Annotated in this window: 10 protein-coding genes and 1 pseudogene; 5 read left to right on the top strand and 6 right to left on the bottom strand. The window is 62.0% G+C overall.

All coding sequences use genetic code 11. The features are described 5' to 3' along the window. Positions 1-831: 831 nt before the first annotated feature. The 5 genes and pseudogenes from AC1DCM_RS12880 (at position 832) to AC1DCM_RS12900 (ending at position 5,609) form a co-directional block, all read left to right on the top strand. Positions 832-1,614 carry a nuclease-related domain-containing protein gene (locus AC1DCM_RS12880; RefSeq protein ID WP_477518508.1) on the top strand — a complete coding sequence of 261 codons (783 nt, stop codon included), beginning with the start codon at positions 832-834 and terminating at the stop codon, positions 1,612-1,614. A gap of 157 nt (positions 1,615-1,771) precedes the next feature. After that, positions 1,772-2,638, top strand: a pseudogene (locus AC1DCM_RS12885) (YifB family Mg chelatase-like AAA ATPase); the annotation flags it as partial. 23 nt (positions 2,639-2,661) lie between these two features. Continuing rightward, positions 2,662-3,882 carry a DNA-processing protein DprA gene (gene dprA / locus AC1DCM_RS12890; RefSeq protein ID WP_477518519.1) on the top strand — a complete coding sequence of 407 codons (1,221 nt, stop codon included), beginning with the start codon at positions 2,662-2,664 and terminating at the stop codon, positions 3,880-3,882. Between the two features lie 64 nt (positions 3,883-3,946). Further along, positions 3,947-4,873: a tyrosine recombinase XerC gene (locus AC1DCM_RS12895; RefSeq protein ID WP_477518509.1), complete on the top strand. Its 927-nt coding sequence runs from the start codon at positions 3,947-3,949 to the stop codon at positions 4,871-4,873. 232 nt (positions 4,874-5,105) lie between these two features. After that, complete coding sequence (locus AC1DCM_RS12900) at positions 5,106-5,609, top strand: DUF3145 domain-containing protein (RefSeq protein ID WP_216923837.1); 504 nt, start codon at positions 5,106-5,108, stop codon at positions 5,607-5,609. 111 nt (positions 5,610-5,720) lie between these two features. Here the strand turns inward: AC1DCM_RS12900 and AC1DCM_RS12905 are convergent, their stop codons facing one another. From AC1DCM_RS12905 to AC1DCM_RS12930, 6 genes are all read right to left on the bottom strand, one after another. Next, positions 5,721-6,956, bottom strand: a complete 1,236-nt coding sequence (locus tag AC1DCM_RS12905) for a beta-ketoacyl-[acyl-carrier-protein] synthase family protein (RefSeq protein ID WP_477518510.1) — start codon at positions 6,954-6,956, stop codon at positions 5,721-5,723. 132 nt (positions 6,957-7,088) lie between these two features. Further along, positions 7,089-7,334: an acyl carrier protein gene (locus AC1DCM_RS12910; RefSeq protein ID WP_011692310.1), complete on the bottom strand. Its 246-nt coding sequence runs from the start codon at positions 7,332-7,334 to the stop codon at positions 7,089-7,091. Positions 7,335-7,448: 114 nt separating this feature from the next. Then, complete coding sequence (locus tag AC1DCM_RS12915; RefSeq protein ID WP_477518511.1) at positions 7,449-8,510, bottom strand: beta-ketoacyl-ACP synthase III; 1,062 nt, start codon at positions 8,508-8,510, stop codon at positions 7,449-7,451. Then, complete coding sequence (locus AC1DCM_RS12920) at positions 8,507-9,436, bottom strand: ACP S-malonyltransferase (RefSeq protein WP_442003967.1); 930 nt, start codon at positions 9,434-9,436, stop codon at positions 8,507-8,509. Before AC1DCM_RS12920 ends, AC1DCM_RS12915 begins: the two co-directional genes overlap by 4 nt. 88 nt (positions 9,437-9,524) lie before the next feature. After that, the gene (locus AC1DCM_RS12925; RefSeq protein WP_442003968.1) at positions 9,525-10,769 is read right to left on the bottom strand and encodes a PucR family transcriptional regulator; all 1,245 of its coding nucleotides are present in this window, start codon (positions 10,767-10,769) and stop codon (positions 9,525-9,527) included. A gap of 200 nt (positions 10,770-10,969) precedes the next feature. Continuing rightward, positions 10,970-11,228, bottom strand: a 259-nt coding sequence (locus AC1DCM_RS12930; protein WP_477518512.1) for a hypothetical protein, incomplete at its 5' end; no start/stop codon positions are given.

An 11,228-nucleotide genomic window follows, 5' to 3' on the forward strand; every position in this document is an offset into this window, starting at 1 on the left:
CGACGGTGTTTGCTTTAGACCGGACCAGCACTGTGCTGGGAAGCGGCCACGAACCTAAACACTTGGATGATGGGCGGTGCCGGCCAACCGCAGCTCTCGCCGCACCAGCAACGGCCTTCCTCGTGCTCCTGGATGACGAGAACCCGTTCGTTCTGATGATGTCTCTATAGCTGAGCATGCCTCCGGTGCAGTATCGGCGGACGGCTGCCCGGCGGAGGTCCCGCACGCGTTGAGAGAGCATTGATACTCTGGATTAGGGCAAAAAAGGGGGAACACGGAAATGGGTCTTAGAAGTCTTTTTCAGCGAAAACCCGTATCCGCAGCACGCACGAGTCCCGTTGGGCCGGCAGCCCCAATCCCGGACGCGCTCACGTCACCGGAGCCCCAGGAGGAACTGCGGGTAGCGTGGGCAGAACTCGCTGAGGCTGCCAAGGCCTCGAAAGTGACAAACGTTCACGCTTGTACGCGCACAGGCCGACACTGGACGGAAGACCCGGTGGCGGTCAGAGCCGTAGCGGGCGCACTCCGTGAATTTCCGCAAACCGACAGCCAGCCGACGACGTAGCGGCATGTCTGCCGTGGTTTTTGCAGCTCACTGGAGCACGGCGGTCAACACTTCCACTAAAGTCGTGTGGCAGTTCGCGCGGTCTTTTGCACGCCGTAAGCGCGACAGGTCCAACACCGTTCCTGGCTGCGGGTGAAGATGAAGCTTATGACAAAGCGTATCCGCGGAATCGCCGTCGTAACCTACCTGCAGACTCTGTCCGTTTCGACGATCCACCCCGCGTCCTCATGAGGCAGATGAGGCTCCGGTACTCCGGAGGATGCAGGATGTGCGGTACATCTCTTCCGGCGGGGACAGAAGCCATCTATGAGACTGAGACAAAGACCGTCCGCTGCTTGGAGTGTCCCACCGAGGCTGCCGAATCCACGTTCCACGACCTCGGACCGGCTCGTGAGGCGTTGCCAGCCAATGAGTCCGGAATCGCTGGCTCGTCGGCCCGACGCGAGTATGAGCGTCGCAAAGCGAAAGACGAGGAAAGGCTTCGCGAGAAGTGGGGTCACTTCGGTGGCATCGCAGTCGCCGTCTCTGACGAACGCCAAAGCACCAAGGCATGGGATCGAGGCGCGATTGGCGAGGAACGCCTCGGCGCTCGGCTGGATGCCCTGGCCGCCGATGGCCTGGCCGTCCTTCACGACCGACGCATCCCCGGCTCAAAGGCCAATATCGACCACATCGCCATCACTCCCGGTGGAATCTGGGTGATCGATGCCAAGCGGTACAAGGGACGGCCTGAACTCAAGATCGAGGGTGGCATCCTTCGCCCACGCCTTGAGAAGCTCCTCGTTGGCCGGCGCGATTGCACCAAACTGGTCGACGGCGTGCTCAAACAGGTCGACGTCGTGCGCGACCTCGTCGGGGATGTTCCGGTCACCGGGGTGCTGTGCTTCATCGAAGCAGACTGGCCCCTGATCGGGGGCGCATTTTCGACTCGGAGCGTTCAGGTGCTCTGGCCGAGACGGCTGGCCAAAGTGCTTATAGAGCAGACAGCCGGCGACGTCGATGTTGCGGCTATGCGTGAGACGGTAGCCTCCCGCTTCAAGTCTGCGTGATGTCAGGCGATGTTCGAAGCTGTTCGGAAGGACGCTAAGGGCCCGGTTTCGGGCACCCGTGGTGATATTTTGCAGGTTTCCTGACTGCCACCCACGAATCGGCCAGAATTCGATGTGAACAGGGAGCGCGCATACATGGTCTTTACCCTTTCCTGCACCTCCGGGTGCCGGTAAGACGATGCTCGCGGAGCGTTTGCCAGGACTCTTGCCGGATCTTGCGGACAAGGCAGCAATGGAGGTTACTGCCATTCACTCCCTGGCAGCGGTCCGCTCGTCAACCGGCACGTTGCTGCGGAGGCCGCCGTTCGAGAATCCCCACCACAGTGCCACCGCAGCTGCGATCATCGGCGGAGGCTCTGGACTTCCGCGCCCCGGAGCTGCCTCGCGGGCACATCGCGGAGTCCTCTTCCTTGATGAGGCTCCCGAGTATGAACGACGCGTCCTGGATGCCCTTCGGCAGCCCTTGGAGAGCGGCGAACTGGTGATTCACCGCTCGGCAGGGACAGCGGCGTACCCCGCGCGGTTTCAACTGGTCCTGGCAGCCAATCCTTGCCCATGCGGCAAAGCCTCGGGCAAGGGGATGGACTGTACCTGCACTGCAATAATGCGCAGGCGGTACTTCGGCCGCATATCGGGTCCCCTCCTGGATCGCGTCGACATACAACTCCAAGTCGAACGCGTGTCCCTCGCCGATTTTGGGCAGGCAGGCACGGAAGAGGGAACGGAAGCTGTTGCGGGACGGGTACTGGCTGCGAGGCAGAGACAGGCCGATCGCTTGGGGGCTTTTGGCATTGAAACCAATTCCCAAGTGCCGGGACGCACCCTGCGCGGGGAACTGAGGCTGCCACCGGGCGCCACCCGCATCCTGGACACGGCACTGGAGCGCGGCATCCTCACAGCCCGAGGCTATGACCGTGTCCTTCGGTTGGCGTGGACACTGGCAGACCTGGACCATAGCAAGACTCCTACTGCAGACCACATCGGACAAGCACTCGGCCTCCGGCAAGCAACGGCGATGGCATGAAGGACAACGTGACGAAGGACGGAATGACAACCGAAGGCGCAAGGGGAACCGTGTTGGGGAAGCTGGAAAAGGAAAGGCTTGCACGGGCAGCATTGGCCCGTCTGATGGAACCACAGGATTCCGTGGGGCTCGCCTTGGTTCATGCTGTTGGACCCGTTGATGCGCTGGGTATCGTGACAGGCGAACTCGCTGCAGGTCCGCGCCTTGAACAAGAGATCTCCGCTTTACTGACCGAAAGCGGAGGCCCGGCTTCGTGGCCGGGGCTCACGGCCAGCAAGCGACGATGGGCTCCACGTGTTCCGGACCTCGCGCCGGACCGTGACCTGGAGACGATGAGGCGGCTCGGAGGCCGCCTGATTGTTCCCGGCGACGAGCTTTGGCCCGAGCAGTTGTCCGACCTCGGCCTCCAGGAGCCTTTATGCCTGTGGTGGCGCGGACACGAGCAGCCCCTTCCCTTAACGCGGCAGACCATCGCGTTGGTGGGGTCCAGGGACAGCACGAGCTATGGAGCGTCCGTGACTGGGGATCTTGCCTACGGCTTGGCCCAGCGTGGATACTGCGTTGTTTCCGGGGGAGCCTACGGCATTGACGCCCACGCCCACCGTGGGGCCCTCCGTGGTGGGGTGGCAAACGTACCGACCATTGCCATCATGGCTGGGGGAGTGGACCGCTTCTATCCCTCCGGGAACGAGGATCTTCTTCGTGCCGTCGCCAACCAAGGAGCCGTGATTTCGGAGGTTCCACCCGGATCCGCCCCTACAAGGTACCGATTCCTGCAGCGAAACCGCCTCATTGCTGCGCTCGCGGCTGTCACGGTGGTAGTGGAGGCACGTTGGCGGTCAGGCGCATTGAACACAGCCCACCACGCTGAGAGCATAGGGCGGGTAGTGGCAGCTGTTCCCGGATCCATTCACAGCGCGAACTCGGCGGGTTGCCATAGGCTGCTCCGGGATGGCGGGGCGATCTGTGTGACGGACGTCGGAGAAATTGCTGAACTGGCCGGCCGGAATGGCGAGGTGATGGTCTCCGAGAAGGATTCGCCGGCCGCACCGCATGATGGCTTGTCCTTGGAAGACCTGATTCTCCTGGACGCCTTGCCGCTTCGATCAGCAAGTTCCGTGGAGAAACTCACGGTCGTTGCGGGCCTCAGCCCGGACTCTGTGCGTGCGGGCTTGGGTCGATTGGGACTGCTGGGTCTCGCATCCTGCGAACGGGGGGCCTGGAAGCGCACCAAGAATGCCTAGGCGGACGAGCAGCGAAGCATGTTGATACGCAGCGAGGGTCCATGTTGCTGGCAAAGTTGGAAGGGTGGACGCAGAATCATTGCCAGCATCGCTAAAGAGCGCAGTGGAGGGTTTCGAACGCTACCTCCACGGTGAACGCGCGAGGTCGGCACATACTGTCCGCGCATATCTGGCGGACGTGTACAGCCTTCTCGGATTCGCGCTCCAGGAGGGAATACGCGATCTCGATCAATTGGAGTTGGGTTCGCTCCGCCGATGGCTGGGTGCGCAAAGTGAAGCCGGGATGGCCCGGTCAACTCTTGCCCGACGTGCCGCCACGGCCAGGTCGTTTACCAAGTGGGCTCTGAGGGAGGAACTCATCGCCACGGATCCGGCCCTTCGTCTGCAAGCTCCTAAACGCGGGAAATCGTTGCCTGGAGTCCTCCAGCAGCAGCAAATTCTCAGGGTCGTGGATAGCCTTGACGCTGCTGCGGCAGACGGAGGTCCCCTGGCCCTTCGGGATCGTGCAATGGTGGAGCTGCTGTACGCAACCGGTGTGCGCGTGGGGGAGCTTGCCGGGCTGGACATCGATGATATGGATCCGGATAGAAGGACCCTTCGTGTCATCGGCAAGGGAAACAAGGAGCGTACCGTTCCTTTCGGAGTTCCAGCTGCCCTTGCAATCGACGATTGGCTCCGCCGGGGACGCCCGGCGCTGGTAACTGCCACGAGCGGCCCGGCTCTGTTCCTGGGCGTAAGGGGAAACCGCGTTGACCCACGCCAAGTCCGTGCCGTTGTAGCCGCCCTCCTGCAGGCGCTTGGCGATACCGCTGCAACGGGACCCCACGCCTTGAGGCATAGCGCTGCAACGCATTTGCTGGATGGTGGGGCTGATCTTCGGGCAGTGCAGGAAATTCTTGGGCACAGTAGCCTCGCCACTACGCAAATCTACACGCACGTTTCCGTGGACAGGCTTCGGAAGAGCTATCAGCAGGCCCACCCCCGGGCCTGAAAATGACGCCCAAAGAGTTGCACTGGCGGAAACGGGAAGGGTACGGCAAAATGAAAGCACCACGGCCGAACCTTCAATTTAGGGTTGAGGGTTCGTTTCGTGTCACAATCAAAGAGTCTTAGCTAATTGAATAGCCTGCAGGGTCCTTAAGAATGACAGGGCCGGGCAGCAACAGTAAACATCCGTCGCAGAGGTCGTTGGGGAAGACGTACCTACAGCTATGGAGGATGGAATGTCTGTTGCAACAACCCGCGGTGTCCTTTTCGTGCACTCGGCCCCTACGGCATTGTGCCCGCACGTTGAGTGGGCCATCGGATCGGTCGTGGACAAGCGGACCGATCTTGAGTGGACCCCTCAGCCAGCTGCGCCCGGAATGTTCCGTGCCGAACTGTCCTGGACAGGTACGCCAGGCACCGGCGCCCAGTTGGCGTCTGCTCTTCGAGGCTGGGCACATTTGCGGTACGAGGTTACCGAAGAACCGAGCCAAGGCGTGGATGGGGCACGCTGGTCGCATACCCCGGAACTGGGGATCTTCCATGCTGTCACGGATGTGCACGGCAACATCATGGTCAGTGAGGACCGCATCCGCTATGCCTATGAGTCAGGAGCCGGAGACCCGTCCGCCGTTTACCATGAGCTGTCATTGGCCCTGGGCGAAGCCTGGGATGAGGAACTGGAGCCCTTCCGCCACGCTGCTGAGGGCGCTCCGGTCCGGTGGCTACACCAAGTGGGGTAGCAGCAACTCCTGACCGCCAAAACATTCCCATAGCAGAAGAGAAGGGCCCACCTAAAGGAATGGTGGGCCCTTCTCTTCTGTTCACCTCACGGCATCCGGCGAACGCAGGTCTTAGACGTTTCGGACCGCAATGACGGCGTTGTGTCCGCCAAAGCCGAAGGAGTTGCTCAGCGCGACGATGTCGCCCGAAGGCAAGTCACGCGCGGACGTCACGACGTCGAGGGGGATCTCAGGATCCTGGTTCTCGAGGTTGATGGTGACAGGTGCCTTGCGCTCATAGACAGCCAGGACAGTGAGGACCGCCTCTACAGCCCCGGAGGCGCCCAGGAGATGGCCCATCTGGGACTTGGTGGCAGATACCGCCACGTTGTCGACGTGAGCCCCCAGTGCGGCGCGGAGGGCCGTGTACTCCGGCCTGTCACCTACTGGGGTGGAGGTGGCGTGGGCGTTGACGTGGACTACGTCCTCCGCTTGGATCCTGCCGTCAAACATTGCGGCCTTCAGTGCGCGGGTGGCGCCGAGACCTTCGGGATCGGGGGCTGTGATGTGGTAGGCGTCGGCCGTTACCGATGTACCGGCAAGCTCAGCGTAGATGCGGGCACCGCGGGCGATTGCGTGCTCTTCTGCTTCGAGTACCAGCGCACCGGCACCCTCACCCATGACAAAGCCGTCGCGATCGATGTCATACGGGCGGGAAGCGCGCTCAGGATCGTCATTGCGGCGGGAGAGCGCCTGCATGGACGAGAAGGCGGCCAAGGGCATCGGGTGAATGGCGGCTTCGGCGCCACCGCACATGACGACGTCGGCCTTGCCGGAACGGATCAGGTCCAAGCCAAGGTGCAGGGCCTCAGTACCGGATGCGCAGGCGGAGACTGGAGTATGGGCTCCGGCTCGGGCGCCCAGGTCTAGGCTGACAGCAGCGGCTACGCCGTTGGGCATGAGCATGGGAACGGTCATGGGCAGGACCCGGCGCGGACCCTTGTCCCTGAGCGTGTCCCAGGCATCAAGGAGCGTCCATACGCCGCCGATGCCCGTGGCAAATGCCACCGCCAGGCGGTCGTGGTCGATGTCCTGGATGCCTGAATCAGCCCATGCTTCACGGGCAGCGATGACACCAAACTGCGTGGACGGGTCCATACGCTTGGCTTCCACCCGGCTCAGGACTTCCAGGGCCGGCGTCGAGCACCGGGCAGCAAAGTGGACGGGGAGGTCGTACTTGGCCACCCACTCGTCTTCGAGTGTGCGTGCACCTGAGACCCCTTTCAGCGCGTTCTGCCACATTGTGGGGACGTCGCCGCCGATGGGAGTGGTGGCCCCCAGACCGGTTATGACTACTTTGCGTGCCATGCGATCACTCTCTGTCGGATCAGCCGTCCCATCTGCAGTTTTTGCAGGGGCGGCAGGAAAAACTTTGGGCGTTACTGCGGCTGTGCCGGGCACAGGATCAAAGACCCTGGCCCGGCACAGCTGGTACCAGGCTTAGGCCTGGGCGTTTGCGATGAAGCTGACGGCGTCGCCGACGGTCTTAAGGTTCTTGACCTCTTCGTCCGGGATACGTACGCCGAACTTCTCTTCGGCGTTCACGACGATGGTCATCATGGAGATGGAGTCGATGTCCAGGTCCTCGGTGAAGGACTTGTCCAGCTCGACGGCTTCGGTAGCCAGGCCCGTTTCTTCGTTGACGATTTCAGCCAGGCCGGCCAGGATTTCTTCGTTGCTAGCCATTGTTGGCTCCTTTTCTTGTTGTGCCGGCTATGCCGGAAAGGGGGCAAACCGCGGTTACGGTTTGGGTTTGTAAGTCATATTCAGTTGGCTGGAGGCCACAGGGCCAGTCCAGGTCTATGGCAGAACGACAACCTGGGCGCCAAAGACCAATCCGGCGCCGAAACCGATCTGCAATGCCAGCCCACCGCTCAGTTCAGGGTTCTCCTGAAGAAGGCGGTGCGTGGCCAGGGGGATGGAAGCAGCTGATGTATTGCCGGCTTGGGCGATGTCGCGGCCAATGAGGACGGTCTCGGGAAGCTTCAGCTTCTTCACCATCTCATCGATGATGCGCATGTTCGCCTGGTGGGGAACAAAAGCGGCGAGGTCGCTGGCTTCTATGCCGGCGGCGTCGAGAGCTTGCTGCGCTACCTTTGCCATTTCCCAGACGGCCCAACGGAAAACAGTCTGGCCGTCCTGGCGCAGCGTAGGCCAGACATCCTGTGTTGCAGAGATGATTGCGAGGTCATCTGTTTCGTCGGAGTGACGAGCCGATTCGCCCAGCTTCTTGACGTCTTCCAAAGAGTGGGTCATTCCAATTGCATCCCACTTGCTACCGTCCGAGCCCCACACTGAAGGTCCGATGCCGGGGGTGTCGGAAGGTCCAACCACTACTGCGCCGGCGCCGTCGCCGAGCAGGAACGAGATGGTGCGTTCGTGGTTGTCGATGACGTCAGAGAGTTTCTCGGCGCCGACCACCAGGACATATTCGGCAGAACCGGAGCGCACCAGCGCGTCTGCCTGGGCCACGCCGTAGCAGTAACCCGCACAGGCGGCGGAAATGTCGTAGGCGGGTGCCGGCGTCGCGCCCAATCGCTCCGTAAGGGCAGCGGCTGCCGAGGGCGTTGCGTAGGGGTGGGTCACGGTGGACACTATGATTGCACCCAGCTGGGACGGTTCGATCCCGGCCTGCTGGATGGCTTCGCGGGCGGCGCCTTCGGCCATGTCGATGACACTGACGTCAGCGGCTGCCCGGTGGCGGGTGATGATGCCGGTGCGCTGCCGGATCCATTCATCCGAGGAATCGATCCACTGGCAGACGTCGTCGTTGGTGACGATGACATCCGGACGGTAGGCGCCGATGCCCAGGATGCGGGCGTTCTCGTTCACCGTCGCTTTGTTCAGTACGGGGGTGCTCACGCTTGTCCCTCCAATTCAGCGAAAAGTGCCAGGGCCGCGGACAAATCATCCGGGGTTTTGACGGCAACTGTCTTGACCCCTGGCATTCCACGCTTTGCCAAACCAGCAAGCGTGCCGGCCGGAGCCAGTTCGATCACACCGGTTACTCCGCGGGCCGAGAGATTCTCCATGCACTGGTCCCACCGGACGGGCCTGGAGACCTGCGCAATCATGCTGTCGACGGCGGCAGAACCTGCCGTAACTTCCTTGCCGTCGTAGTTGGACAGCAGGGGGACAGTCGGGTCCTGCGGGGACAAGGAGGGCTTCAGGGCTTCCAGTGCGCTGACGGCGGGAGCCATGTGCGAGGTGTGGAAGGCGCCGGCAACCTTCAGGGGGATGACGCGTGCCTTGGCCGGCGGGTTGTCCGCCAAGGCCTTGAGCTGCTCGAATGTTCCTGCGGCGACAGTCTGGCCGGCTCCGTTCACGTTGGCGGGAGTGGCGCCCGATGCCTCGATGGCGGCAAGGACCTCAGCGGGGTCCCCACCGACCACTGCACTCATGCCTGTCGGGGTTACCGCCGCTGCGGCCGCCATACTGTTGGCCCGCTCGCGGACGAAAGTCATGGCTTCCTGCTCAGTGAGGACGCCGGCAAGGGCAGAAGCCGTGATTTCACCGACGGAATGCCCTGCAAGGACAACCGGAAGTGTGTTGAGTTCGACGTCGAACAAAGACTTGGCTGCCACCAGGCCCGCGGCCACGATCAGCGGTTGGGCCACTGCGGTGTCTTTGATGGTTTCTTCATCAGAGGTGGTTCCGTGGGCCTTGAGGTCGATGCCTGCGATCTCGCTCAGGGTGGCCAATTGGCCTTCGACGGAGGGGAGTTCCAGCCAAGGGGCCAAAAATCCAGGGGTCTGGGAGCCCTGTCCAGGGCAGACGATTGCAAGCACGTATCCAGCTTTCCAAATTGCCACGTGATCCACTGGTGTTTTCGTACACCAAGCTCACTGGGTCAGTTTGTAGGAAGTCTACAACGGTTCAGTTCTGTGAACGCGATGCGTGACGCTCGGGGGTGGCTTTGGGCTGGGCCGAAAGCCGGCCCACCACCAGGGCAGTTTGAAGTACGAATGCTTCCCTTGGGAGGAGCGGATCCCAGCCTGTCACATCGCAGACACGCTTCAAACGGTAGCGCACAGTGTTGGCATGGACGAACAATTCACGCGCTGTTGCCTCCAATGAATGTCCCAACTCAAGGTAGGTTCCCAATGTTTCCACCAAGCCGTTTGAGGCCGCCAGCAACGGACGGTAAATATTCTTGATGAGTGACCGCCGGGCCGCATCATCACCGGAAACAACGCGTTCCGGGAGCAAATCGTCCGCTGCAACAGGCCGCGGCGCCGAGGGCCAGGCGCGGGCGGCGGTAAGGCCAGCGAAGGCGGCCTGGGCCGAAGTGCTGGCCTCCAGCAACGAGCCGGCCTCCGGGCCATAGACGACGGCACCCGGCGCGAAAAGTTCACTGAGCTTGAGGTACGCCGTATCCCGGTCCTGGACGCCGCCGAGGATAAGAATGAGGCGGTCACCTTGGATTCCTACAAGCGCGTCTTCTGCGAAACGGCCGGCAGTCCGGCGTAAATCGCTAACGTAACTGGCGCTGGGCTCCGATGGCGAGTTGCCCACCATGACGGTGAAACGTTCCTGCGCTTTCCAGCCCAGGGCCGCGATTCTTGATCGAAGGGCGTCCGTGTTTTCGCCCCGCAGGATTGCATCCACGATCAATGCCTCAAGCCGGGTGTCCCAAGATCCCCGTGATTCCGCTGCGCGTGCGTAGACATCCGCGGCCGCGAAAGCCACTTCCCGGGAGTAACGAAGCACCGCCTCGCGCAGCGAAGGCTGGTCCGATTCAGGGGCGATCACAGGAACCTGGTCTTCGACGACCTCCACCACAATCCTGATCAACTGCAAGGCCTTCTGCAGGCTGATGGAGCGCGTCAATTCAGTGGGTGCATTGCCAAAGACGTCGGTCAGGATCCACGACGGCGAACTGGGACGTTCATACCAGGTTACAAAAGCGGCAATGCCATTTTGCGCCACGAGCCCCAAAGCGGAGCGTTCATCAGAGCTCAGCCGGCCGTACCAAGGCAGCGATTTCTCAAGCTGCCGCATGGTGCTGGTGGACAATTGCCCCACATTGGCACGGAGCTGCCGCAGGGTCTCCGCCTTTTCCGGCGACAACGCCTGGGTTGCTGCTTTGCGCTTTGTAGTGATTTTGCTGGGCTCTGCCATGGAACGAGCATACGGTGCATCTCAGGCAAGCTCCATTTGTGCGAAGGCTACAACTTATGTTGTCGCTGGTCACGTCATGTTGCGCGGTGAAAAGGCTTGATTAAACGCCCGACGGCGGCCCCCACCTTCCGATGGAAGCCGCCGTCGCGGTTACTGCTTGAGTTTGTGCAGTCCCGGGCTACAGCCCAACTGCTCGTTTACTAAGCCTCGCCGCCTGCTCCGCCGGTGGTGCCGGCGTTCACATCCAGTAGCCGGTACTTATCGATGGCCTTTTCCAGCGCACCTTCTTCGACTTCTCCCTTGGCGGCGAGGAGTTGGAGGGTTTTGGCGACGATGGAGTGGGTGTCGTTTTTGAAGTAGCGGCGGGCGGCTTGGCGGGTGTCGGAGAAGCCGAAGCCGTCTGCTCCGAGGGAGGCGAAGTCGTTGGGGATGAATTGGCGGATTTGGTCGGGGACGGCT

This window comes from Paenarthrobacter sp. 10N417 (assembly GCF_056394745.1).

Bases quoted from the DNA above. Each gene is read 5' to 3' on its own strand.
- AC1DCM_RS12880 (WP_477518508.1), top strand. From the start codon at position 832: ATGTGCGGTACATCTCTTCCGGCGGGGACAGAAGCCATCTATGAGACT.
- dprA (WP_477518519.1), top strand. From the start codon at position 2,662: ATGACAACCGAAGGCGCAAGGGGAACCGTGTTGGGGAAGCTGGAAAAG.
- AC1DCM_RS12900 (WP_216923837.1), top strand. From the start codon at position 5,106: ATGTCTGTTGCAACAACCCGCGGTGTCCTTTTCGTGCACTCGGCCCCT.
- AC1DCM_RS12905 (WP_477518510.1), bottom strand. From the start codon at position 6,956: ATGGCACGCAAAGTAGTCATAACCGGTCTGGGGGCCACCACTCCCATC.
- AC1DCM_RS12910 (WP_011692310.1), bottom strand. From the start codon at position 7,334: ATGGCTAGCAACGAAGAAATCCTGGCCGGCCTGGCTGAAATCGTCAAC.
- AC1DCM_RS12925 (WP_442003968.1), bottom strand. From the start codon at position 10,769: ATGGCAGAGCCCAGCAAAATCACTACAAAGCGCAAAGCAGCAACCCAG.